At 41.5% G+C, this 24,079-nt stretch carries 23 protein-coding genes; 16 read left to right on the top strand and 7 right to left on the bottom strand.

What is annotated here, in order from left to right:
* The first annotated feature begins 3 nt into the window (after nt 1-3).
* From ACVR1G_RS09275 to rpsD, 14 genes are all read left to right on the top strand, one after another.
* Entirely contained in the window at nt 4-840 is an 837-nt protein-coding gene (locus ACVR1G_RS09275) for an energy-coupling factor ABC transporter ATP-binding protein (RefSeq protein ID WP_447452896.1), read from the top strand.
* Nucleotides 816-1,655, top strand: a complete 840-nt coding sequence (locus ACVR1G_RS09270; RefSeq protein WP_447452895.1) for an energy-coupling factor transporter ATPase — start codon at nt 816-818, stop codon at nt 1,653-1,655. The genes ACVR1G_RS09275 and ACVR1G_RS09270 overlap by 25 nt, the downstream gene beginning before the upstream one ends.
* Nucleotides 1,648-2,442 carry an energy-coupling factor transporter transmembrane component T family protein gene (locus tag ACVR1G_RS09265; RefSeq protein ID WP_447452894.1) on the top strand — a complete coding sequence of 265 codons (795 nt, stop codon included), beginning with the start codon at nt 1,648-1,650 and terminating at the stop codon, nt 2,440-2,442. Before ACVR1G_RS09270 ends, ACVR1G_RS09265 begins: the two co-directional genes overlap by 8 nt.
* Nucleotides 2,443-2,641: 199 nt before the next feature.
* Nucleotides 2,642-3,646, top strand: coding sequence for a LysM peptidoglycan-binding domain-containing protein (locus ACVR1G_RS09260; protein ID WP_447452893.1), 1,005 nt, complete (start codon nt 2,642-2,644; stop codon nt 3,644-3,646).
* 176 nt (nt 3,647-3,822) lie between these two features.
* Nucleotides 3,823-4,455, top strand: a complete 633-nt coding sequence (locus ACVR1G_RS09255; protein WP_447452892.1) for a transglycosylase SLT domain-containing protein — start codon at nt 3,823-3,825, stop codon at nt 4,453-4,455.
* A 119-nt stretch (nt 4,456-4,574) separates the two neighbouring features.
* Nucleotides 4,575-6,284, top strand: a complete 1,710-nt coding sequence (locus ACVR1G_RS09250; protein ID WP_447452891.1) for a putative glycosyltransferase family protein — start codon at nt 4,575-4,577, stop codon at nt 6,282-6,284.
* A 216-nt stretch (nt 6,285-6,500) separates the two neighbouring features.
* Complete coding sequence (mnmA, locus tag ACVR1G_RS09245; RefSeq protein WP_447452890.1) at nt 6,501-7,622, top strand: tRNA 2-thiouridine(34) synthase MnmA; 1,122 nt, start codon at nt 6,501-6,503, stop codon at nt 7,620-7,622.
* An 81-nt stretch (nt 7,623-7,703) separates the two neighbouring features.
* Entirely contained in the window at nt 7,704-8,462 is a 759-nt protein-coding gene (locus tag ACVR1G_RS09240; RefSeq protein WP_447452889.1) for a hypothetical protein, read from the top strand.
* A 281-nt stretch (nt 8,463-8,743) separates the two neighbouring features.
* Nucleotides 8,744-10,642, top strand: a complete 1,899-nt coding sequence (gene mnmG, locus ACVR1G_RS09235) for a tRNA uridine-5-carboxymethylaminomethyl(34) synthesis enzyme MnmG (protein ID WP_447452888.1) — start codon at nt 8,744-8,746, stop codon at nt 10,640-10,642.
* Nucleotides 10,643-10,723: 81 nt separating this feature from the next.
* Nucleotides 10,724-12,685: a GGDEF domain-containing protein gene (locus ACVR1G_RS09230; protein ID WP_447452887.1), complete on the top strand. Its 1,962-nt coding sequence runs from the start codon at nt 10,724-10,726 to the stop codon at nt 12,683-12,685.
* 1 nt (nt 12,686) lies between these two features.
* Nucleotides 12,687-13,139, top strand: coding sequence for a 50S ribosomal protein L9 (gene rplI, locus ACVR1G_RS09225; RefSeq protein ID WP_447452886.1), 453 nt, complete (start codon nt 12,687-12,689; stop codon nt 13,137-13,139).
* Between the two features lie 247 nt (nt 13,140-13,386).
* Complete coding sequence (dnaB, locus tag ACVR1G_RS09220; protein ID WP_447452885.1) at nt 13,387-14,748, top strand: replicative DNA helicase; 1,362 nt, start codon at nt 13,387-13,389, stop codon at nt 14,746-14,748.
* Between the two features lie 5 nt (nt 14,749-14,753).
* Entirely contained in the window at nt 14,754-15,026 is a 273-nt protein-coding gene (locus ACVR1G_RS09215; RefSeq protein ID WP_447452884.1) for a Veg family protein, read from the top strand.
* Between the two features lie 724 nt (nt 15,027-15,750).
* Nucleotides 15,751-16,362, top strand: coding sequence for a 30S ribosomal protein S4 (gene rpsD / locus ACVR1G_RS09210; protein WP_447452883.1), 612 nt, complete (start codon nt 15,751-15,753; stop codon nt 16,360-16,362).
* Nucleotides 16,363-16,521: 159 nt separating this feature from the next.
* Here the strand turns inward: rpsD and ACVR1G_RS09205 are convergent, their stop codons facing one another.
* The 4 genes from ACVR1G_RS09205 to ACVR1G_RS09190 all read right to left on the bottom strand — a co-directional run bounded on the left by ACVR1G_RS09205 (nt 16,522) and on the right by ACVR1G_RS09190 (nt 19,538).
* The gene (locus ACVR1G_RS09205) at nt 16,522-17,064 is read right to left on the bottom strand and encodes a TetR/AcrR family transcriptional regulator (protein WP_447452882.1); all 543 of its coding nucleotides are present in this window, start codon (nt 17,062-17,064) and stop codon (nt 16,522-16,524) included.
* A 578-nt stretch (nt 17,065-17,642) separates the two neighbouring features.
* On the bottom strand, nt 17,643-18,644 hold the full coding sequence (locus tag ACVR1G_RS09200) for a DUF4097 family beta strand repeat-containing protein (RefSeq protein ID WP_447452881.1): 1,002 nt from the start codon (nt 18,642-18,644) through the stop codon (nt 17,643-17,645).
* Complete coding sequence (locus ACVR1G_RS09195) at nt 18,641-19,225, bottom strand: DUF1700 domain-containing protein (RefSeq protein ID WP_447452880.1); 585 nt, start codon at nt 19,223-19,225, stop codon at nt 18,641-18,643. Before ACVR1G_RS09195 ends, ACVR1G_RS09200 begins: the two co-directional genes overlap by 4 nt.
* Nucleotides 19,212-19,538, bottom strand: a complete 327-nt coding sequence (locus tag ACVR1G_RS09190; RefSeq protein ID WP_447452879.1) for a PadR family transcriptional regulator — start codon at nt 19,536-19,538, stop codon at nt 19,212-19,214. Before ACVR1G_RS09190 ends, ACVR1G_RS09195 begins: the two co-directional genes overlap by 14 nt.
* Nucleotides 19,539-19,720: 182 nt before the next feature.
* Between ACVR1G_RS09190 and ACVR1G_RS09185 the strand changes: the two genes are divergently transcribed.
* Nucleotides 19,721-20,332 carry an NUDIX hydrolase gene (locus tag ACVR1G_RS09185; RefSeq protein ID WP_447452928.1) on the top strand — a complete coding sequence of 204 codons (612 nt, stop codon included), beginning with the start codon at nt 19,721-19,723 and terminating at the stop codon, nt 20,330-20,332.
* An 804-nt stretch (nt 20,333-21,136) separates the two neighbouring features.
* Here the strand turns inward: ACVR1G_RS09185 and ACVR1G_RS09180 are convergent.
* Complete coding sequence (locus tag ACVR1G_RS09180) at nt 21,137-21,895, bottom strand: SDR family NAD(P)-dependent oxidoreductase (protein ID WP_447452878.1); 759 nt, start codon at nt 21,893-21,895, stop codon at nt 21,137-21,139.
* A 77-nt stretch (nt 21,896-21,972) separates the two neighbouring features.
* Between ACVR1G_RS09180 and ACVR1G_RS09175 the strand changes: the two genes are divergently transcribed.
* A complete protein-coding gene (locus tag ACVR1G_RS09175) occupies nt 21,973-22,341 on the top strand; it encodes a MerR family transcriptional regulator (RefSeq protein WP_447452877.1) in 369 nt (122 codons plus the stop codon).
* Nucleotides 22,342-22,898: 557 nt separating this feature from the next.
* Here ACVR1G_RS09175 and ACVR1G_RS09170 read toward each other — a convergent pair.
* Both ACVR1G_RS09170 and ACVR1G_RS09165 read right to left on the bottom strand, forming a co-directional pair.
* A complete protein-coding gene (locus tag ACVR1G_RS09170; protein WP_447452876.1) occupies nt 22,899-23,675 on the bottom strand; it encodes a CPBP family intramembrane glutamic endopeptidase in 777 nt (258 codons plus the stop codon).
* Nucleotides 23,676-23,782: 107 nt separating this feature from the next.
* The coding region (locus tag ACVR1G_RS09165; protein ID WP_447452875.1) for a CPBP family intramembrane glutamic endopeptidase at nt 23,783-24,079 on the bottom strand (297 nt) is incomplete at its 5' end.

The following is a 24,079-nucleotide window of genomic DNA, read 5'->3' as shown; positions in this document are numbered from 1 at the left end:
TTTATGACAGCGATAATTTCTCTCGAACAAGTAAGTTTTAAATACGATAAGCATCAAAACGATATTTTAAAAGACGTAACGTTTCACGTGAAACGTGGCGAATGGCTAGCTGTTGTTGGCCATAATGGTTCAGGTAAGTCAACTCTGGTTCGTCTAATTGACGGTCTCCTAGAAGCTGACTCAGGACGAATTATAATTGATGGTCAAGAATTGACAGCTGACAATGTTTGGGACTTGCGTCGCAAGATTGGTATGGTTTTTCAAAATCCTGATAATCAATTTGTTGGGGCCACTGTTGAAGATGATGTTGCTTTTGGATTGGAAAACCAAGACCTGCCTTACCAAGAAATGAAAAAGAGAGTACAGGAAGCCTTGGAGCTAGTTGGCATGTCAGAGTTTGCCAGTCGGGAACCTGCACGCTTATCTGGCGGACAAAAGCAACGTGTGGCTATCGCTGGCATTGTAGCCATGCGGCCGGAAATACTTATCCTTGACGAAGCCACTAGTATGTTGGATCCAGAAGGCCGTCTCGATTTAATGGCTACTATCAAGATTGTTCGTGAACAGTATGGGATGACTGTTATTTCTATCACGCATGATCTTGATGAGGTTGCCTTGAGTGATAGAGTCTTGGTTATGAAATCCGGACAAGTTGAGTCAACAGCCCTGCCAACTAAATTTCTAGGAAGGGGTGAGGAGCTGGAAAGCTTAGGTATGGATAGTCCTTTTACAGCTCAGTTGTTAGCAGCCTTACAAAAGACAAAATTTGCTATTTCAAAAACTTATGCTGATGAAAGGGAATTAGGAGATGACTTATGGGAATTACTCTCAAAAAAGTAGACTTCACTTACCAAGCGGGAACGCCATTTGAAGGGCGTGCCCTTTTTGATATTAATTTGAATATTAAGGATGGTTCCTATACAGCCTTTATCGGTCATACCGGCAGTGGTAAATCGACTATTATGCAGCTGCTCAATGGCCTGAACCTTCCTACTCAGGGTGAGGTTACAGTTGACGATATTGTGATTACACCGGATTCAAAAAATAAGGTTATTAAGCCTGTTCGTCAGAAAGTAGGTTTAGTCTTTCAGTTTCCTGAAAGCCAGCTTTTTGATGAAACAGTACTCAAGGATGTTGCTTTTGGTCCACAAAATTTTGGCATGGCCAAAGATCAAGCTGAACAAATCGCTGGTGAAAAGCTTCGCCAAGTCGGTATTAGTGACGATCTATTTGATAAAAATCCTTTTGATTTATCTGGAGGACAAATGCGCAGGGTAGCTATCGCCGGTATATTAGCCATGGAGCCCCAAATTTTAGTCTTAGATGAGCCGACTGCTGGCCTAGATCCTAAGGGCCGAAGAGAATTAATGGAGTTATTTGCTGAGCTCCATCAGCAAGGCCAAACTATTGTTCTAGTGACCCATCTCATGGACGATGTTGCTAATTATGCTGATTTTGTCTATGTGTTAGAACAGGGACGAATAATCGCTTCTGGCCAGCCAAGCCAGATTTTTCAGAATCTCGATTTCTTGGAGAGTAAACAACTGGGTGTACCTAAAATTACCAAATTTGCTCATGATTTAGTTCAACGAGGCTGGCAACTGGAGCATCTGCCAATAACCATCAAAGAGTTTGTGGAGGCCTTATATGGATAAGCTAATTTTAGGAAGGTACATTCCAGGTAATTCCCCTATTCATCGCTTAGATCCCCGCAGTAAGCTTCTTGCTATGTTTATCTTTATCTTGATTATTTTTTGGGCCAACAACCTAGTGACCAACCTTATTATGACTGGTTTCACTTTAAGTCTAATAGGCTTATCCCGTATGAAGCTTTCTTTTTTCTTAAATGGTTTGCAATCTATGTTTGGTATTATTCTCTTTACAACGGCCTTTCAGATGTTCTTTAATCATCAAGGGCAGCTAATTTGGCAATTTGGGATACTAAAAATAACAGACACTGGTTTTCAGACGGCAACTCTGATTTTTATGCGCTTTGTTCTGATTATCTCCTTTTCAACCCTATTGACATTGACAACAACTCCTTTGAGCCTGTCGGATGCTGTAGAATCTTTACTTAAACCACTTAAACCGTTTAAAGTTCCCGTTCATGAAATCGGCCTTATGCTTTCGCTCAGTTTACGCTTTGTGCCGACCTTAATGGATGACACCAGCCGAATCATGAAGGCTCAACGTGCCCGAGGTGTTGATTTTGGTGAGGGAAGTATGGTTCAAAAAATTAAATCCATCATACCTATCTTGATTCCCCTCTTTGCTTCAAGTTTTAAACGGGCAGATGCGCTGGCCGTTGCCATGGAAGCGCGTGGTTATCAAGGAGGGGATGGTCGCAGCAAATACCGCCGTCTGCTGTGGCGCTGGCCGGATAGTTTAACCATCCTTATAATGATAGGTCTGGGTCTTCTTCTCTTTATCCTCAAGAGTTAGTTCTTAAAATATTTGTCCTAGCCCTTAAATTAAAAGTGAAACTGGAAAACTTGAGATATTTGTGCACTAGCCCAAGCTTTTCCTTTTTCTTTATCAAGATTAAAAATGTCTGTAATATTTTTAATCTAAGACTAAAACTAAAGTAACAAAAAGAGTGTATAGTATAGGGTATATTTTAAAAAAGGAGCATAATTTTTTTATGTCTACTAAATCAATTTTGAAAAATGCACTCCATTCTAAAAAATTAGCCTTGGCTAGTTTGTCGGCAGCAGCAGCATTCGGCGCAACAGCCGTTGCCCATGTTGCCCACGCTGAAACATACACGGTCAAGGCGGGAGATACACTTTCAGCAATTGCTGAAAGTCACAATACCACTGTTGATAACTTGGCTCAAATCAATAATATTGAAAATCCAGACTACATTGTGGCTGGACAAAATATTGAAGTGTCAGGAGCTGTAGCCACAGCGGGCTCAGCAGCGGAATTGACCAGTGCTGATACAGCTGCAGCGACAAGCGAAGCGGTTGAGGCTCCAGCGGTCCAAGAGGTTGCTGACGCTTCAGTAACCAGCGAAGCCCCTGTCCAAGCTCCAGCATATGATGCAGTAGCGACAAGCGAAGTAACCCAACAAGAAGAAGTTAGTTATGCTGCTAGTGAAGCGCCGCAAGAACCAGTTGTTGAAGAGGTTCAAGCCCCAGCACCAGAAGAAGTGGCTACTCAAGAAACGACGAGCAGTGAAACATCAACTCAAGAAACAGCTGAACAAGAAGCTCCAGTTGAAAATAGTGAGGCTCCGGTTTCTGAGGCCGCAAGCTCTGAAGAAAGCCAAGCGCCACAAGATGCGAATGCTGTTGTTAGTGAAGAAACAGCTAGCAGTGAAGCCCCGGCTTCTGAAGCAGTGTCTGAGGCCCCAGCAGCTAGCGAAGCGCCAGTACAAGAAGAAGCCCCAGCAACATCTGGTTATGCATCGAGCCTGAGTTCTGCTGATGCAGCTGCCAAAGAAGAAATTGCTCAGCGTGAATCAGGTGGTAGCTATACAGCTGAAAATGGTCAATATTACGGCCGTTACCAACTGACAAGAGATTATCTAAACAATGATTTATCAGAAGAAAACCAAGAACGTACAGCAGATAGCTACGTATCAGGCCGCTACGGTTCTTGGTCAGCAGCCCTTGACTATTGGAATGCCAACGGCTGGTATTAAAAGAAGTAGGTATTCATAAGTAGTAGAGGGATGTAACAAAGAAGCTTTAAGTTAAGAACTTAGAGCTTTTTTGTGTAAATTAACATGTAATTGTAATAATTTTAACACCAATCCAACTCATTGGTAACAAGACTGGGGTAAAATGAGAGAAAACTTGTGTAGTAAAGGAGTTATCAATGCCTAAGAGAAGAACAAACAAAACTAAATTATCTGATAGACTTGTTATTTTTACTATCTTGACGACATTTGCGGCTCTAGTCTTGGGCCTCATCTCTGAAAATAGCAAATTTTCCCTATCTGAATCCTCTTTTGCAGAGGAAGTCTCTCCCTCTGCGAACGATGGAGATGAGGACAAGAAAGCCCCTGCAGATACTCAGCCTGCTGAAATTGCAGCTTCGACAGCAACAGCTCCTACGGCAGCCTCTCAGCCTCAAGAAGAAACTCTGGCAAATCAGCAACGGCCAGCCGCTGCTGATCAAGCACAATCAGCTAGCAGCAATACTCCAGCAGTAGCTACAAGTACAGCTAATACTAATGGAGCCCGTGGATTGGCCAATGGTAACACGGCTGGTGCTGTCGGGTCTGACGCCGCAGCCCAAATGGCGGCTGCAACAGGTGTTAGCCAAGCAACATGGGAATACATCATTGCGCGTGAATCCAATGGAAATCCCTACGTTTCTAATGGTTCAGGTGCTTCAGGTCTCTTTCAAACGATGCCTGGTTGGGGTTCAACTGCAACCGTCCAAGATCAAGTCAATGCTGCTATCAACGCCTACAATGCGCAAGGTATGTCAGCTTGGGGAATGTAAAACTAAAGGCGTATAAAAAACAAATTAGCCTTGATATGAAGCCATCCACAGCTTGTGGATGGCTTTTTATGATATACTAATAAGGCAAGGCCAAGGCCGTAAAAAGGAGTCAAAAATACATGAATAGAACGTATTTCCAACAATTGAGACCTATTATAGTAGTAGCTTTATTTTCCTTTGCCTTAATCCTCCCCCAATGGATAACCAAAGACGTTATCTTTGGGTCAGATTCTATTTTTCATTACAACCGCTTTTATGAAGCTGCTATGCAAATTAGGCATTGGAATTTCTCCTATTTCATATCTATCTATGGTTTTCAGCAATCAGGACGAATTGTCAATGCAGTCTACGGTCCTTTTTTTGCCTATTTTCAAGGAATCTTGGTACTCTTGGGCCGCTCTTGGTTTGGCTATCAGCTCCTGTCTCGCTTTATTTTAGGCCTAATAGCTGGAATGTCCATGTACAGTCTACTCAGAGCTGCCAAGGTCAAGGAAGAAATCGCCCTCCCTATTGCTTTGTTTTACCTGACAACCTTTTCCATTCAATATTGGACTATGCGTCAGGGGTTCACAAGTTGGGGAGCGGCTGTTATGCCCTTCTGTTTTATACCAGCTATTCGTTTTACCTTTTATAAAGAGCTTCACCCCCTGCAGCTGGCTTTTGCAGTCAGTCTTATTTTTCAAATTCACCTCTTAAGCACCCTCTTTCTGGTTATCATGTACCTCCCCTTCTTTGCTTATGGTTTTTTCCAAAGTAAAAATAAGCTCAAGATTTTTAGGCAAGGTCTGCTATCAGTTATCTTAAGTTTAGTTTTAACAGCCAATGTTTGGGTAGCTCTTCTCTTTTTAAGACTGGATAATAAACTATTGGACCCTTTCGTTAACGAACTAATCAATAACAATGCCATCAATACGGGTTCAAGCTACTGGATACTAACACCGTTTCCCCTAGTCTTATTCCTGCTGGGTCAGATCGTTTATCTGCTTTGGCGCTGGACTAATATGGCTAAGTGGAAGCGTGTCCTTCATGCAGCTTACCTCCTATTTATCATCCTGTCAACAACTATTGTTCCTTGGAAATGGCTGGTTGACAATGGTGTCAAGTTTGCTCAGCTGGTCCAGTTTCCTTTTCGGTTTTTTATCCCCGCTACTATCCTGCTTTTGCTTATCGGAAGTATGACGCTTAATCGTTTTGTTAAATGGCGTAAATTGATTTCAGTCGCATTAATTCTTTTTGCCTCAATTGGTGCAGTTCAAACTGTCAATACTGCCCACAGGCAAGCTCAAGCTGCTAAGCGTTCCCGCTATGTTTTAAAACCCAACCTCCATGTTCACCCAACTGGCAGTTACCAAGACCAGTACGATGCTGTCTTCGATAGCAATCTCAATAACCTCTTAAAACGAATTGAAAAATCTACTCCGGATTATGTTCCGGTTTACAAGTCTGTCAAGGGTAATGCCTATAATGCCTATGCTGAAAAAATTATTTTTAAGAGAGACATGACCAAATGGGTTAATAACGATGGAACCCTTACCCTAAGTTGGAGTACTAAGAACAGCGAGACAGAGCTGCCTATTGTCGTTTATAAAAAGACGAGGTTAGTACTAAACCATCATGCTTTAAAACGTGATGACTACAGTCTGTCAACCTTTGGTGTCCCAAGGATAAAAAATAAATTAGGGACTAACCAATTGACAGTTAGCTTTACAGAACCAGCTTATTTCCCGCCTGTGCTGTGGTTGACAATTCTTGCTTGGCTGCTTCTAGCTAGTTACTGGCTCTATCACCGCATCAAGGGTTACAATTTCCAAATTTTGCTTTCTGATTAAATCATGTTATAATCTTTTACGGTGTTAGCGTTGCTAACGCCGTTTTTCAATGTCGACCTTCAAATCGATTGTTGAATAACTAGACCCTTCAAGTCTATGTTAACCAAGAATAGTGGCTAAATTTTAGGTCACTATTTCCAATTGAGCAGGGGCTAAAACCAGCTGTATTTTAGCCTTTTTAGTCCTGAGCATCTTATATTTGATGGGAGATTATCTATGACGGATAATGCTAAAACACGTGTCGTTGTCGGGATGAGTGGCGGTGTCGATTCATCAGTAACAGCCCTCTTGCTCAAGCAGCAGGGCTATGATGTCATCGGCGTCTTCATGAAAAACTGGGATGACACGGATGAGTTCGGTGTCTGCACAGCGACCGAAGATTACAAGGACGTTGCTGCAGTTGCAGACCAAATTGGGATTCCCTACTACTCTGTTAACTTTGAAAAAGAGTACTGGGATCGTGTTTTTGAGTACTTCTTGGCCGAGTATCGTGCTGGACGTACCCCAAATCCAGACGTCATGTGCAACAAGGAAATCAAGTTCAAAGCCTTCCTTGATTACGCTATGAGTCTGGGCGCGGACTATGTTGCAACTGGGCACTATGCCCAAGTTAGCCGTGGCGAAGACGGCACTGTCCATATGCTGCGTGGGGCTGACAACAATAAAGATCAAACCTATTTCCTTAGCCAGCTCTCACAAGAGCAGCTGCAAAAGGTTATGTTCCCTCTGGGTCATCTTGAAAAGCCTGAAGTGCGCCGTATCGCCGAAGAAGCTGGTCTAGCGACAGCTAAAAAGAAAGACTCGACCGGTATCTGTTTCATCGGTGAAAAGAACTTCAAAGAGTTCTTAGGGAACTACCTCCCAGCGCAACCCGGTCGCATGATGACCGTTGATGGTCGTGATATGGGCGAGCATGCTGGTCTTATGTACTATACCATCGGCCAGCGTGGTGGTCTGGGAATCGGAGGCCAGCACGGCGGTGACAATGCCCCTTGGTTTGTTGTCGGCAAGGACTTGTCGCAAAATATCCTTTATGTCGGCCAAGGTTTCTACCATGAGTCCCTCATGTCAACCTCTTTACAGGCTAGTCAAGTCCACTTCACCCGTGATATGCCTGAGGAATTCAGCTTTGAATGTACAGCCAAGTTCCGCTACCGTCAACCAGACAGTAAAGTAACTGTCAAGGTATCAGGTGACAAGGCAGAAGTCATCTTTGATGAGCCTCAGCGTGCTATTACACCAGGACAAGCCGTTGTCTTCTATGATGGAGACGAATGCCTCGGCGGCGCGATTATTGATAATGCCTATAACAATCAAGAAGTTCGTCAATACGTTTAATAGATTCAATTCAGTTACTTTTGCTAATCTAGGTGAATTGACAAAAATAAGGATTTTGATACAATTACCCTAACAATAATCATGATGGTCAAAGCTCATGAGAATTGTGCGTTTTTGACGTACAGTTTTCGAGAGTTTTGGCCATTTTTGTGCGGAGGAAAGGAAATGAGCAAAAGAGATTACGAGATTTCAAACCAAGAGATGAGTAATTTTTATAATGATATTTTTTCAAAAATAAATTGTGAGTTTAAAATTAAAGATGTAATATCTTATCAGAGAAAATTTGTGGTATGGTTGATAGTATTTGCTTTTGCTTTTTATCTCGCAGTAATTACTTTTTTCATCGTACCCTTATTTAATAATTATAAATTATTTTTGATAGTATTATTAGTCTTTGCAGCTTTAATTGTTCGATTGTTTTATTTAGGTAAAAAGTTTAGGGAGCTTAATAAATCATACTTAAATAGACTAACTTATCTGAACAAGTTAAAAGAAATTAACAATTATATTTTAAAAAAACCCTCACGTCCTTTTGATGAAACTATCCAAGGATTGATGAAGGAATTAGAAATAGCCAGTTCTTTAGACCATCGGAGAACTAATTTTTTCGTCGGGATACTCTTAGCTAGTTTCACGGTTATTATAACCTCTATTACAGCTTTAAATGATGGAGATATAAAGAACATATTAGCAGGAGTTCATATAGTATTGAGTATTGCTACACTATTAATTACTGTCATGATTTTTGGTATTCAAAAGGACGTTCCATTCTTAGGTAAACAATATAAATATTCTAAAATTAGGAATATATTAAATGACATTGTTTACTATTACGGTTAAGATTCCAGACCAATTCTTAATCGGTATGGTAAGAGAAGTAAAACATTTAGTCTAAATGCTTCGACATCTGAAAAATCAGAACAGGGTCAAGTCGATACAAATAAAGTTAATAATGACATGAAATACCGACTATTTTATCGTAGCAAAAAAACTGATACTGATATTATATTAAATATCTTATGGGGACTGTATTCACATAAAATAACTCAGACAAAAAAGATTGTCAAAGTTTTGTGGGGATTGATTGAATATACTATTTCTATCAAACAGAAGGAGACGAAATGACACACACATTTGCAGAAGAATTTGATGTTATTGTGGTTGGGGCTGGGCATGCTGGTGTTGAAGCTAGCTTGGCTGCCAGCCGTATGGGCTGCAAGACCTTGCTGGCTACCATCAACCTTGAGATGCTGGCCTTTATGCCCTGCAATCCGTCTATCGGCGGCTCTGCCAAAGGGATCGTGGTGCGTGAGATCGATGCGCTCGGCGGTGAGATGGGCAAGAATATTGACAAGACCTATATCCAAATGAAAATGCTCAATACTGGTAAGGGTCCAGCGGTTCGTGCCCTGCGTGCCCAAGCCGACAAGGCCCTCTATGCGCGTGAGATGAAACACACCGTTGAGCAGCAGGAAAACTTAACCCTGCGCCAAAGCATGATCGATGATATCTTGGTCGAAGATGGCAAGGTTGTCGGTGTTGTCACGGCAACTGGGATCAAGTACGGTGCCAAGGCTGTTGTGGTAACGACTGGGACTGCCCTGCGTGGAGAGATCATCCTCGGTGACCTCAAGTATTCATCTGGTCCCAACAACAGCCTAGCCTCTGTTACCTTAGCCGATAACCTTAAAAAACTAGGGCTTGAAATTGGGCGTTTCAAAACAGGAACTCCCCCACGTGTCAAGGCCTCAACGATCAACTACGACGAAACAGAAATCCAACCCGGCGATACCACGCCTAACCACTTCTCTTTCTTGTCAAAAGATAGGGATTACCTGCAGGATCAAGTGCCTTGCTGGCTGACCTATACCAACCAGTCCAGCCATGATATTATCAATAAAAACCTCCACCGCGCTCCTATGTTTTCAGGTGTCGTCAAGGGGGTTGGACCACGCTATTGCCCATCGATCGAAGATAAGATTGTCCGCTTTGCCGACAAGGATCGCCACCAACTGTTCTTGGAACCCGAAGGACGCCATACTGAGGAAGTCTATGTCCAAGGTCTCTCAACCAGCCTGCCTGAAGATGTTCAGCGCGATCTTTTGCGCTCCATCAAGGGTCTCGAAAAGGCTGAGATGATGCGCACGGGCTATGCCATTGAGTACGATATTGTCCTGCCTCACCAGCTGCGGGCTACTCTTGAAACCAAGCTGATCTCTGGTCTCTTTACAGCTGGACAGACCAATGGGACTTCTGGCTATGAGGAAGCAGCTGGTCAAGGCCTAGTGGCTGGGATCAATGCTGCCCTTAAAGTTCAAGGTAAGCCTGAACTTATTCTCAAGCGCAGCGATGCCTATATCGGTGTTATGATTGATGATTTGGTGACAAAAGGAACCCTTGAACCCTACCGCCTCTTGACCTCACGCGCCGAGTACCGTCTGATTCTGCGCCATGACAATGCCGATATGCGTTTGACTCCAATCGGCAGAGAAGTCGGTCTGGTTGACGAAGAGCGTTGGCTCAGCTTCGAGATTAAGAAAGCGCAGTTTGACAACGAGATGACACGCCTGTCAACTATCAAGCTAAAACCTGTCAAGCAAACCAATGAAAAGGTTGTTGCTATGGGATTTAAACCCTTGACAGATGCTTTGACAGCAAAGGAATTCATGCGTCGTCCAGAAGTCAGTTATGCTGACGTCATCGAATTTATCGGCTCTGCTGCTGAGGACTTGGATGATAAGCTGATTGAACTACTCGAAACCGAAATCAAGTATGAAGGCTACATCAATAAAGCCCTAGATCAAGTGGCCAAGATGAAGCGTATGGAAGAAAAGAAAATTCCTGCTAACATTAACTGGGATGACATCGACTCCATCGCCACCGAAGCCCGCCAGAAATTCAAAAAGATCAATCCTGAAACCATCGGCCAAGCCAGTCGGATTTCGGGTGTTAATCCAGCTGATATTTCTATTCTCATGGTCTACTTGGAAGGGAATCAAAAGGCCAGCCGCAAGTCCTAAATGTCCCCACGATTTGCCTTAAAAGAAGCCTAGAATTTTAGGCTTCTTTATGATATAATATGCAGATTAAGAGGTTTAATAATGAGAAAAATTCGTTTAGAGACCATCCATCTTGTGATGATCGGTTTGATTTTCTTTGGTATCTTGGCTATCTGTGTGAGAACAATGACTTCTCAGACGTCTTTGCTGCTAGCAATTTTCCTTGTCCTCGTAGCAATGGTCGGTCTCCTTTACTACCAAAAACAGGCCTATGAGTTATCAGAGTTAGAGCAGATCGAGCGGCTTAATGACCAGACCGAACTCAGCCTCAAATCCCTTCTGGATAAGATGCCTGTCGGTGTAGTTCAATTTGATCCGGAAACTGACGACATCGGTTGGTTCAACCCTTATGCTGAGCTTATCTTTACCAATGATGCTGGTGGTTTGGATGTAGATTTACTACGCCGCACTATCCGCGAACAGAAGGAAGGATCGGCCAATCATCGCATTCGGGTCAACAATCATACTTATGTCATCAATTTAGATCTATCAGCTGGCCTCTTTTACTTTTTTGATTCAGCCAGTGATGATACTAGCATAGATACATCTTTCAAACGCCCAGTTATTGGTATCATTTCAGTAGATAACTACGATGATATTACGACTAATTTGTCTGACAGCGATGTCGCACAAATCAATGGCTTTATTGCCAATTTTATTTCTGATTTTGCCCAGCAGCATCAGATTTATTATCGTCGCGTTAGCATGGATCGCTTTTATTTCTTCAGTGATTATAAGGTTTTATCTGCCTTGATAGAAGATAAATTCACCATGCTGGAGCATTTCCGTGAATCTGCTAAAGAGCTGGAACTCCCTTTGACCCTCAGTATGGGAATTTCCTTCGGTGAAAATAACCATCAGCAGATTGGTCAAGCAGCCCAGCAAAACCTTAATATTGCTCTCATGCGTGGTGGGGATCAGGTGGTTATCAAAGAGACTGATGAACACAAAAAAGCCCTCTATTTTGGTGGTGGAACAGTTTCTACCGTTAAGCGTTCCAGAACCCGTACTCGCGCTATGATGACGGCTATTTCTGATCGAATTAAGAGTGCTGAGCAAGTCTTCATTGTCGGGCATGCCCATCTGGATATGGATGCACTGGGGGCAGCTGTTGGTATGCAGCGCTTTGCCTCAAATATTTTAGAGGCCAGCTTTGCTGTCTATGATGATACTGATATGAATACTGATATCGCTAAAGCTGTTCATAGGCTGCAAGAAGAAGGAGCTACCCAGCTCTTGACAGTTGAAGAAGCTCTAGCTCACTCTAGTGAGAACGATCTCTTAATCATGGTTGACCATTCAAAAACAGCCCTAACCCTGTCTAAGGAGCTATATAACAAGTTTACAGAGGTTATCGTCGTTGACCATCATAGACGAGATGAAGACTTCCCTGATAAAGCTATCTTGACCTTTATCGAAAGCGGTGCCAGCAGCGCCAGCGAACTGGTTACCGAATTGCTGCAATTCCAAAATGGCCGTCATACTCTATCTAAGATTCAAGCCAGCCTTTTGATGGCTGGAATTATGCTGGATACCAAAAACTTCTCAACCCGTGTGACCAACCGTACCTTTGATGTCGCCAGTTACCTGCGTACTATGGGCAGTGACAGTTTGGAAATTCAAAATATTTCAGCAACAGACTTTGATGAATATCGTCAGGTCAATGAGCTGATATTAACTGGCCAATCGTATGGTAACACTATGATCATTGCTCAAGGACCAGAAGATCAGGTTTACAGCAATATCATTGCCAGTAAAGCGGCTGACACGCTCTTGTCAATGGCCAATATCGAGGCCAGCTTTGTTATCAGTAAAAATGCAGCGGGGCAGACGGCAATTTCAGCTCGTAGCCGCAATAAAATCAATGTCCAGCGTATCATGGAACAAATGGGTGGAGGCGGCCACTTTAATCTGGCTGCCTGTCAACTAGATGACAAGACTGTTAAGCAGGCCTATGCAGAATTAACTGACATTATTGATCAAATACTTGAGGAGGAAATCTAAGATGAAAGTTATTTTTCTAGCTGATGTTAAAGGTAAAGGGAAAAAAGGAGAAATTAAAGAAGTTCCAACGGGCTATGCCCAAAATTTTCTGATTAAAAAGAACCTTGCAAAAGAGGCTACTAGCCAAGCCATCAACGAATTAAAAGGTAAACAAAAATCAGAACAAAAAGCTGCCGCCGAAATTCTTGCTGAAGCAAAGGCTGTCAAAGCCCAGTTGGAAAAAGAGGCAACCCGTGTTCACTTTACCGAGAAAGTTGGACCAGATGGCCGTACTTTTGGCTCTATCACAGCTAAGAAAATTGCTGATGAGCTGCAAAAGCAGTTTGATATCAAGGTTGATAAGCGTTCTATCGTGCTGGAGCATCCTATTCGTGCCGTGGGCCTAATTGAGGTGCCTGTTAAGCTCCACAAGGAAGTTGAAGCCCAGATCAAACTTAATATTGAAGAAGCTTAAGCTGCCGGTTCTGTAGAGAGAAATACGCTTGCGAAGAGCAATTTTGAACATTTTTGGTTTTGACTTGCTCTTAGATGATGTTTGCCATTTCGTTTTAGTCTTATTCACTTATTAAACTCAGGGACTAGGGGCTTTGCTAATACCTGTGAATTGGACATCAAGTGTTAAAGCTAGTGCAGTCACTTTCCTAAAATTCTAGTCATGTTATAGATTTAATCTAATATTTTATGAAAGGGGGTAACCGTTTATGCCAGAGACTCAAGAGCTGCGTGTGCAGCCGCAAGATTTAATTGCTGAGCAGGCTGTTCTAGGGTCTATTTTTATCAGCCCTGATAAGTTAATTTCCGTCAGGGAGTATATAGAGCCCGAGGATTTTTATAAATACTCGCACAGAATTATTTTTCAGGCCATGATCAAGTTGAATGATCGTAATGATGCGATTGATGCTACAACTGTTCGGGCTATTTTAGACAGTCAGGACGACCTGCAAAATATCGGCGGAATCGCCTATCTTGTTGAGCTCGTTAATAGTGTGCCAACCAGTGCCAATGCTGAATATTATGCTAAAATTGTGGCAGAAAAAGCCATGTTACGCAATATTATCAGCAGATTGACAGAGACAGTCAACGAAGCTTACGATGGCTCGATCGAATCAGATGATATCATCGCCCATGCAGAAAAAGCTTTAGTTGATATTAATGAACGCTCAAATAGCAGTGGATTTCGTAAAATTTCAGATGTCCTCAAGGAAAACTATGAAAGCCTAGAAGAACGTTCCCAGCAGACAACGGATGTTACAGGGCTGCCTACTGGCTTTAGAGATCTGGACAAGATTACGACTGGTCTCCATCCCGATCAGCTGGTAATATTAGCGGCGCGTCCCGCAGTTGGTAAGACAGCTTTTGTACTTAATATTGCCCAGAATGTTGGCACGAAGCAAAATGCTCCTGTCGCTATTTTTTCCTTAGAAATGGGTGCTGAAAGCTTAGTTAATCGGATGCTGGCAGCTGAAGGGTTGGTGGATTCTCATGCCCTGCGGACGGGCCAGCTGACTGATCAAGACTGGCAAAACTTGACCTTAGCCCAAGGAACCTTGGCTGATGCGCCAATTTATATTGACGATACTCCAGGAATTAAAGTGACGGAGATACGAGCTCGTTCAAGAAAGCTAGCTCAGGAGTTAGGCGGGCTGGGACTCATTGTTATTGATTATCTCCAGCTGATCACTGGATCTCGCTCGGAAAATCGCCAGCAGGAAGTTTCAGACATTTCCCGCCAGCTTAAAATCCTAGCCAAGGAGTTAAAAGTTCCCGTCATTGCCCTCAGTCAGCTTTCACGTGGTGTTGAGCAGAGACAAGATAAGCGGCCAGTACTTTCGGATATCCGAGAGTCAGGATCTATTGAGCAAGATGCTGATATTGTTGCTTTTCTCTACCGTGATGATTATTACGAGCGCGGTGACAAAGAGGAAGGGCAGGATCAATTAGAAGATAACACCATTGAGGTAATCTTAGAAAAAAACCGTGCTGGAGCACGAGGGACCGTCAAATTAATATTCCAAAAAGAGTACAATAAGTTCTCATCAATCGCACAATTTGAAGAAAGGTAAGAAATATGAGTGATGCATTTACAGATGTTGCTAAAATGAAAAAAATTAAAGAGGAAGTTAAAAACCATGAGGGCCAAGAAGTTGAGATGACTTTGGATCATGGTCGTAAACGGGAGAAAACAAAGATCGGTCGTTTGATTGAAGTTTATCCTTCTCTTTTTGTTGTTGAATACAATGACCATGCCAGCCAGCCTGGTGAAATTAGCAATGCCTACGTTGAGTCTTATACCTACTCTGATATTTTGACCGAAAAGAGCTTAATTCGTTATTTTGACTGATAGGTTAAGGAAGATAAGGGATTTTTCTTTACATTTAATTAACACAAGTGTAAAGCTATACAAATATTGAAGTGTAAAAAATTCCTGTTTAATAGGGAATTTATTAATAGATAGCTTTACAATATCCTTACCCTTGTGTAAAAGCAGCACAGCAAATGAATCTTATCAGCAGGTGTTCTAAAAACAGCAATTTTACTTGTTTAAAAGCGCCTGTCCCAACGCAGCAAGGCATTCCTTGCAATATAGACTTTTGAGGAAATAGCTAGGAAGAAAATGAATAAAACCGAGGCCTTTTGACCTATTATGTATGAAGAAATCAGCCTATGCAAAGAGGCTGTTGATGGTGGTTTAATTCTCGATAAGGCGAGAAAGACACCGCTACCAATTGTCTAGACGGACAATATCGATAAAAACTTAAAGCCTTCCTCGTAGCATTATAGAAGAAATCTTTGCCTCTTCTGGCGGTTGATGTTTTCATTTTATAGAGCCAAACGAAAATGAATCAACTGTTTAATCAGATTCTAGTCAAAAAGCCTTGTCCTAGGCTTTTTTTTGTGTTATACTTACCTTCGTGTGAAATAGCAGCAGGGCAAAATAAAGCTCGTCAACAGATGTTCTGAAAAACCAGTAACCTTGGCTGTTTAGGCGAAGGGCATCTGCACGAATTAGATTTGTCTAAGACGTTATTTCCTACAAAATTTTAATTTTATAGGAGGACATAAATATGTCACGTTATACAGGTCCATCATGGAAACAATCACGCCGCCTTGGCTTGTCACTTACAGGTACAGGTAAAGAGTTGGCACGTCGTAATTACGTACCAGGTCAGCACGGTCCAAACAACCGGTCAAAACTTTCCGAGTACGGTTTGCAATTGGCTGAGAAGCAAAAATTACGCTTCACTTACGGTTTGGGTGAGAAGCAATTCCGTAACTTATTCGTACAAGCTACTAAGATCAAAGAAGGAACGCTTGGTTACAACTTTATGATCTTGCTTGAACGTCGTTTGGACAACGTTGTTTACCGTTTAGGTCTTGCAACAACACGCCGCCAAGCACGTCAATTTGTTAACCACGGCCACATCCTTGTGGATGGAAAACGTGTTGATATCCCATCATTCCGCGTAGAACCAGGACAAGTGATCTCAGTTCGTGAGAAATCAGCGCAAGTTCCAGCGATCTTGGAAGCTGTTGAAGCAACCTTAGGGCGCCCAGCATTTGTATCATTCGATGCTGAAAAACTTGAAGGTTCATTGACTCGTTTGCCAGAACGTGACGAAATTAATCCTGAAATCAATGAAGCTCTGATCGTTGAATTCTACAACAAGATGCTTTAATCCATATCGTATTATGGCCTATGAAACCCCCGTCCAGCTGAACGGGGGTTTATTGTCTAATAATTCTGGCGGGCTGGCTGAGCCCTATTAAAATCCCAAAAACTAGTAAAGTTCACAGATCTCTTGCTTGGAAAAAGAATTTCTTCCATGATAATTTGCTCAATTACTGTCCGGTAGCAACTTCATCAGGAGTTTAGTAATTTGTTTTGGGCTTTCTTTTTTACCGCGAACCACCCAAATTTGATAGACCCCAAACATAGCGTGACTGAGATAGACACTATTGTAGAGTCTTTCTATAGAACTGCGTTCGGGGGACGGTGCATTATCATAAAAATCAGAAGAAATCAGCCGCTGTAGGTGATGGCGGATAAAATTTTGAATTTCTTTCGTTCCATTTTGGGTAATCAAGCTGGCAAAGAGTGATTCCCGATCCAGAAATTCAAATACTTCCAGCAGGGTAGACTCAATATCCCTGTGATGTTTATCAAAAACATACTCCAGTTTATTAAAAATAGCCTGTTGATAGCGGTCAATCATATCGTACTTATCCTTGTAATGAGTATAAAAGCTTGAACGACTGATACCGGCAGTCTTGGCCAGTTGGCTAGTTGTGATTTCATCAAAATTATGGCTTCCTAATAGCTGGACCATAGCTTGCTCTAATGCCTTTCGAGTGCGTTTCTTGCGATTATCTTTTGTCATCAAAATCTCCTTTCTTTACCAGTCCGTAAAAAACTGGAGCTAAAGTATCACTGCCTGTTTACAGATAGGGCACTCAGTCTAAATTCCAGGTTTTCATGAAGGTGTATTTAGGAGCTATCCTCTCAAGATTAGCTTGCTTTATATAATTTTAATCACAATGTCTAAAAAATATCGAAATATGCTGAAAATCAGCTCTAAATTTGTATAATATATTATAACAAAAATATGGACATACTGTCTAAAATATAGATCAACAAACATTAGTTAGACTAAAGGCTATTGCGAATCAGCCCAGTCTCTGGGCTACGTTACCTATTGGGAGTATCTTTGATTCCCATATTTTGTAATGCCATTTTTAAACTCTATGTAGGATCATCCTTGGGGTAATGTTAATTCCCTACCAGCAACAGTCTGTATCTTCTTCTTTGCTGTCCAAATTAGTGGCATCAAACCTGAGTCTTAAAATAAGAAAACGAGAAAAATCGAAATTGTCGTTTTATCAAAATTTATCGATACTCAAAAGAGGCTGAGACGGTCGTAATAGCTGTCTCAGCCGCTCTATCCTATTGAGGGAATTTTTATTCTATTTCAACATCACCCGTGTTGGATGATATATCAAGGAAATTTGTGTTGGAATGTATAAGTTTGTGCGTAAGCTCCTCATCGCCGGTATCTGTTTGGCTAGAAACATTGAGTTGATAATCGCTCAAGGCAAGAGAGATATCTCCTGTATCAACAGAAATTTTATTATTTTTCCTAAAGGTCAAACCGTCACCCTCGACGTCTCCTGTTGACGTATCAATAGATAAGGAGTTTAGAATTACACTATCCAGTTCAATATCTCCAGTATCTATGGATAAGCTTAGGTCTGATAAACTCGTATTAGAAATATTCATATCCCCAGTGATAAGTTTCAAACTACCTTTTTTTATGTTTGTTTTGTCCAAAGACAAATCCCCAGTATCTATGGATACAGCTAGATCTGACAAGTGGGCATTAGACGTAACCATATCGCCACTAATGAGATCAATGTGTCCCTTGTTTATAGTTGTTCTATCTAAAGACAAATCTCCAGTAGCCATCTTTACATCAGCTTTATCAATCGTAAGTTCATCGAGCTTTAAATCGTTAACGTTCAATGAGCTTTTCAATTCACGAATATTGGTTCCCTTGGGCAGGGAGATAACAACTGTGTCTCTATCATTTCTATCAATGAGTTCGCCCAAGACTTCCAAATTAAACATTTCAATAGTGATACGGGAGTTAGGAGAACCAGCAGTGACGGTCAATTCATTATTATTAACCTTTGTTTTAATGGGCTGCTTTTTATACTTATAATAGGTAATGCTAGGCTGTTTATCATCAGTAGTTTTAACTAAAAACTGGTAATTAGGATTAGTAGCTTCAAGATTAATCGTATCGAAGTTAGTCAATTTCTTTTTGACAAAACTGCGTTCACCTTGGTACTTCTGCTGGATACCACTAATGCCACCGGTATAAAATCCAACGAAGGTAAGAATCAAACCAAGCAGACTGGCCACGATTCCTATTGCGAGTAATAATTTTTTCCACTTTTTCATTGCCGGCCTCCTCTCTTACCTACCCAGCGGACCAAACTAGTTATTCCCCTGCCCAGTGCACGTGATAATTCCGTGCCTGCTAAAACAGTCAGTGCAGCGATTCCTAAAGCCAGTAATCCCAGCCCCCAGCCTAAGCAGCTAGCTGGCAGAGAAGTTGGCAGATAAGTAAACCCATCAATAAGAAATGCTATACCCGATAGAAATCCAGCTAAGGCCAGCGAAAAAAAGACAAGGATGACAGAAAAGCCTAAAATCACAAAAGTAAGAACCAATGCTAAGGCAGTAATTGCTAAGGGGAAAGCTAAAGGTGAAGCCAAAATGGCCAAAATAGCAATCCAAATCAGTGTAGCATTATTTTTAGGCGATAGATTGTTATGCTCAGTCTTCTCATCTAGGATATTATGAAGGATTTCATTAGCGGCTTCCCTAGGACTTCCCAGCTCCCGTATAACTTCTGCTTCTTTTTCCGGCCCAGCTTCATCAAAATATTCCGTAAAATATTCCATGGCTTCCTGATAATCGTCTTGGGGCAGCTTTTTTAAATATCTATCAAGCTCTCTTAAGTAGTCATTCCTTGTCATGTCTAATCCTCCCTTCGATGATGCCGTCGATAGTCGAAATATGGTCATGCCAAACCTGCTTGCGTTGGGTCAGTTGCTCTAACCCAGTTCCTGTAATAGAATAGTATTTACGGTGTCTTCCCTGATATTCTCGGCTGTAAGTTGTGACATATCCAGCTTTTTCTAGTCTCTTGAGAATGGGATAGAGAGTTGATTCTTTAATATTGGCGATGATTTTGATGGTTTGACTAATCTCATAGCCGTAAGAATCCTCCTTTTCAATGATAGCTAGAATCAAGAATTCAATGAGGACGGATGATACTGGAAAAAACATACGAACCTCCTAAAATTTAATATATATTATTTTTATATACTAAGCATAATCTATTTGATAGCCTTTGTCAACAAAATATACAAAATTTTTATATATAAGAGGAAAAAGTAGTCTTGGCTTGTCCAACGACGGTTAATCATGGTATTATGGTAAAAAATAAAGCAGTAAACAAGGGAGTTCCTATGTCAGGTTATCTCGATATCTTTAGACATTACCAGCCTAAGCCCATCGGCGAGGAGCGTCGCTATGCGGTTCTTTTGCCCTTGGTCTGGAATAAGGCTAGCCAAGATTGGCAAATTCTTTATCAAGTCCGAAGTAAGCATATTTCGCAGCCAGGGGAAGTATCTTTTCCTGGCGGGCGGGTAGAAAAGAATGAAACCTTTTATCAGGCTGCCCTGCGCGAGACAGTCGAAGAACTAAATGTTACAACAGATAATATTGAGATATTGGGGGAGATTGACTATCTTGTCCACCATCATCGAACCATTCGCTGCTTTGTCGGTATCATTTCTGGTGATTGGCATACTATCTCCCCGAACCCAGATGAAGTCGAGCGGCTGTTTGTTCTCTCTTTGTCTGACTTACTTGCGACTCAGCCTAAAACCTATAATTTAATCGCTAAGGCTAAGCCAGCTGGTAACTTTCCTTTTGAGCGTATTCCTAATGGTCAAAGTTATGACTTTGGTCAAGATAAACGCAAGATTCCCTTCTATGATTTAGCCGGTGAAAATCTTTGGGGGTTGACTGCTCAGTTTACAGCTCGTTTTATTGAAATTATTCAAGAAAGGACATGAACTGTAAAGAAAATTGACACAAACGTCAAGTATACTATAAATGACTTGAGCACTTTTAGTATCGTTTAGCTTATTTTTGAAAATTTGAATGCTGAGCTCTGCGGTCCTTTAGTAATGGTTTTTAATTAAATATTTAGAGTGGGTTAAAGGTCTAGCTGTCAACCATTTGTAAACCTAATCTGATATTTCACTGTTCTGATGTCAAAATGCTGAGTCTGGGACAAAAGTCCAGACCTGTTAGCATTATCCTAGATTTACCAGATTGACGCAGTGGTTGGGAGTAAGACTTGTTGGCTATGCCAAGAAGTCTTACCCCTGCACAGTTCATTGGTGCTAAAGCACCTAATGAACCACTGCTGATTGGCGATCCTTATCTTGGGGCGCTTCCCTATCCTTAGGCGCCCCCTTAAACAGTCCACTGGACTGTTTAACGACCACCCAAGTGATAGCTCCAACAGTTTGGGGAACTGTTGGAGGTTATCTAATGTGATGAACGATGTTCATCTTATCCTCAACCTTCAAACATCCACCGGATTTTTTGTGATGAACAGCAAGTGTCAAAATGCTCCAGTGGAGTTTGGCAGTCTGGGGATAGACTGCCAAAGCCTGCCGCCTAAAAACAGGAAAGTGGCAGAAACCTGAGCCTTAAAATAGGAGAGCGAGGAAAATCAAAATCGTGATTTTGCTACGATTTACTGATTGAGTCCAACTCTCAAAACTATTAGCTATTCCAGATTTTCGATCGTTAGTTACTTTAAAAAGAGACTCCAGCTGGTCATAGCTGGAGTCTTCGTTTGGCTTTTTTTAGTGACGGAAGAGTGGCTGGCTGAGGTGAAAGCTAAAATCTTTAACATCCACTAATCCCACCACGCTATCACTTTGATACAGCTGGATTAGAAAGTCAGCCATCTCTTCAGCGGTGTGATATTGCTTGAAATGTTGATCATAATCATAGGTGCTGGAGTTTGTTGCGACTTGCCCAAATTCGGTTTGGGTCGCAGCAGGGGCAAGCACTTTTGCCTGCAACTTAGAATAATTATGTCTCATCTCAAGAGCAAGCCCTTCGGTGAAGGCACTAACATAAAATTTTGTAGCACAGTAGCTCACAGCCTTGTCGACCAACATATAGCCGCCGCGAGATGATATATTAATCAGCTGAGCTCCTTCAGTATCCTGATAGTCTCTGACATACAAGGTAGACAATATCGTCAGCGCTTCAATATTCAAATGAAGCATGGTCCTAATTTTTTCTAAACTTTGGTCAGCTACGCTATCATAACTACCAAAGCCAGCATTATTAATCCAAACCGAGATATGATAGTCTTTTAAATCCTCATACAGCCTATAAGCATTATCTGGGATAGCTAAGTCAGTGCTCTTGACAACAATATCTAGATTGGGATAAATCTCAAGGATCTCTCTTGTTAACTCCTCTAAAAGCTCCTGTCGTCTTGCTGCTAAAATTAAATTGAATCCTAGATGAGCGAAAGCTTTGGCGGACTCTAGTCCAATACCGGAACTAGCGCCCGTAATACATACGTATGAGTTTGAAGCTTCTGTCATTTTTAAATTCCTCCTTTTTAAGTTATACTTATTATAGCTTCTAGAGTTAACTCTAGGTCAAGGGGAAGGTGAGGAAAATGAATTATTCAATCGGAAAAATATCAGAATTAACAGGTCTCAGTATCCATACCCTAAGGTACTATGAGAAAGAAGGTCTCCTATCGCCAAAGAGAGACGAGGGAAACAGACGCTATTATGATGAAAATGATTATAGATGGCTCCAGTTTATTCAGCGATTAAAAGCGGTAGGGATGCCTATCAAAGACATCAAAACCTATTCAGACCTTCGTTTACAAGGTGATGCCACCTATCACGAAAGACTGGTATTGTTGGAATCTCATTTGAAGTTATTGGACAGCAGTATTTCAGAATTACTGGAAAATAGGGAGAAACTGATTGAAAAAATTGAGTTTTATGAAGACGAAATTTCAAAACAAGAGAAGTAGTCATTATAGGAGTGGGATAAACCCAAAAATAACAAAAGAGTTGGGTACTAGCCCCATAAAATGAGACACAAGAAAAACACTCCTGTTGAAATCTAGTGAACTAGGATTAGGAGTGTTTTTGTTATGATCAAAAAAGCGTATTCGTTAGAAACTAAGTTAGCCTGTATCGAGATGAAGAAGGTAGGCAAGTCCAATTCCAGCTCATGCCTGATAAAGTCCTTCCTCAGAACACCGCTGGGTAGATTGATAACACCGATTGTTTAACAGTCGTAGAATACCTGACTCTATTCTATCATCCCCCCCTTTCGTTACGCGTTAAGATAATTTGTGATCCAACACATAACATCACGCAATTTTTGATTGTAGTAGCGCATATCTGATACAGGCATAGTCCTTTCCATACAATCATCTACTTTGAAATTTTAACTTAATTCTATCAAAAATTTCCCTCCTATCAAGTTTCTTATTTTAACGTAGAAACTTATTTAAACTCTCCTTGTGGTATCAGAGCAATCCTTCTCCCTGTGGGAGCAACCAATCTTGAGTTCATAAAATAGTTACTGGTGCTTGCCTCTCTTAGATAGATAAAATAAAGCTGCAATGGCTATGGCATAAGCTAAAATCGCGAGGGGAGAAATATCAGCGCCATACTTACCGCCGAATAAAAAGGACTGCTGTTTAAATAATACCGTTCCCATGATGAGGTTCCAAACAGAATGAATCAGAATACTATTAACGATTGACTTAGTCAGATAGGTCGCCAAGGAAAACAGAATCCCAACTAGTGTTCCAGCTAGTAAGAGTTGAAGAGCTGTTATAAGATTCAAGGCTCCATTTAACAAATGTAAAGCTGCAAAAGCAAAGGATGGCGATAGTATAGCGATAGTTCTAGAATATTTGAGCTCCAATAGTCTCATGATAAATCCTCTAAAGAATAGCTCTTCGGCAATCGGAGCAGCTAAACCTCCTATAATGATCGCTTTGTACAAATCATCGGCCAGATAACTTTGACCACCTGACAGATGCAAACCTAACTGTACGGCTAGTGGCATAAGGACTGCTACAGCTAAACAAGATAGGCGGGGTAAGGTCAGCTTTATCCCAAATTTTTCAAAGTCAAACTGACAGATTCTTTTGGCTAGCACATAAATAGATAGTAGAGCTAGGCTTACATAACTAAAGCCGAATAATCCATAGCTGATAAGGGGGATGCCAAGCAATCGTGATCCTTGATAGAACAATACAGAACAAGCCCCACTAAGCATAAAAGCTAAGAAAGCTAACAAACAGATTCCAAGGATTTTCCAGGTTGACATCTTTTTTACAGTCATCATAATTCTTTCTCCTTTGTGAGTTTACTAGGGGATTTGCTGCCGACTGATCCTTTAAGACGTAAAACATAGTCAAACAAGTGCGCAAAAAATCCCCCTCCAAAGTTCGGTCAAAAATATGTTGCTTCGTGCATTCGTTCCTCCTTATCGGTCCGGTACCAGAGATAGATACTGTAAAGGGCCATGGTAGCAATACCACCTAAGTAAAAGAAGAGGTTGATCTGAGATAAATCACCAAATCCCATAGCCTCTCCTATACCAGTAAAGCTAGTAGGTACGGTGTTAATCAGCGCGTGGAAGAGTACGCAGACGACAACAGACCTCGTCCTCTTATAAAGTCCGGCAAACCAGATAGCAAAGACGATACAACTGATAAAAAAGAGCGGGAAAGAGGTCTGGCCTCGGTC

The sequence above is a fragment of the Streptococcus dentasini genome (genome assembly GCF_053206945.1).
This window is presented reverse-complemented; position numbering and strand designations above follow the sequence as displayed.